At 62.7% G+C, this 456-nt stretch carries 1 protein-coding gene and 1 pseudogene; one reads left to right on the top strand and one right to left on the bottom strand.

The annotated features are described in order from the left end of the window. A pseudogene (locus FL344_RS38265) lies at positions 1–170 on the top strand (IS256 family transposase); the annotation flags it as partial. A 6-nt stretch (positions 171–176) separates the two neighbouring features. Here the strand turns inward: FL344_RS38265 and FL344_RS39660 are convergent. Then, a partial coding sequence (locus FL344_RS39660; protein WP_228565673.1) for a hypothetical protein occupies positions 177–456 on the bottom strand: 280 nt, incomplete at its 5' end.

Raw genomic sequence — 456 nt, 5'->3', positions numbered from 1 at the left:
CCATCGAAGACAAACGAGCCCGCGAACGCGCCAAGGAAACCGGCCTCCGCCGCGGCGCCAAACGCAAAGCCGACGGGCACCTCGTCGAAGGCCAAACCACCACCAGCTGGAAACAAGCCCTCGCCCAACTCGCCCTCGTCTACCCCGACCGAATCAACCCCCACCTATGACCAAAATCAAACTGCCTTACACAAAAGACTTGACAGGCTCGCGTCGTCTACTGCGAGCAGTGTCGGCGCCGTACTGCACAGGCCGGCGACAAACCAATAAAGTCCGTGCAGAGTGGCGAACGAGTCGTGGCTCCCGTCCAAGACCTGCTCGACCGCCGGCTCCAGAACCGGTCGGGCTAGCGCCGCCGCCCCGGCAAACAACGCGCCGAGTTCGTCTTTGTCGGCGGCGCATATCGGTTCGGAGAACATCTCACGTACCAGCCCGAAAGCGAGCCCGGATTCCAAC

The organism is Myxococcus sp. AB036A, from assembly GCF_006547355.1.
Classification (GTDB): Bacteria; Myxococcota; Myxococcia; order Myxococcales; family Myxococcaceae; genus Myxococcus; species Myxococcus virescens.
Note: the sequence above shows the minus strand (reverse complement) of the source record. Positions and strands in the feature narration are given on the sequence as shown.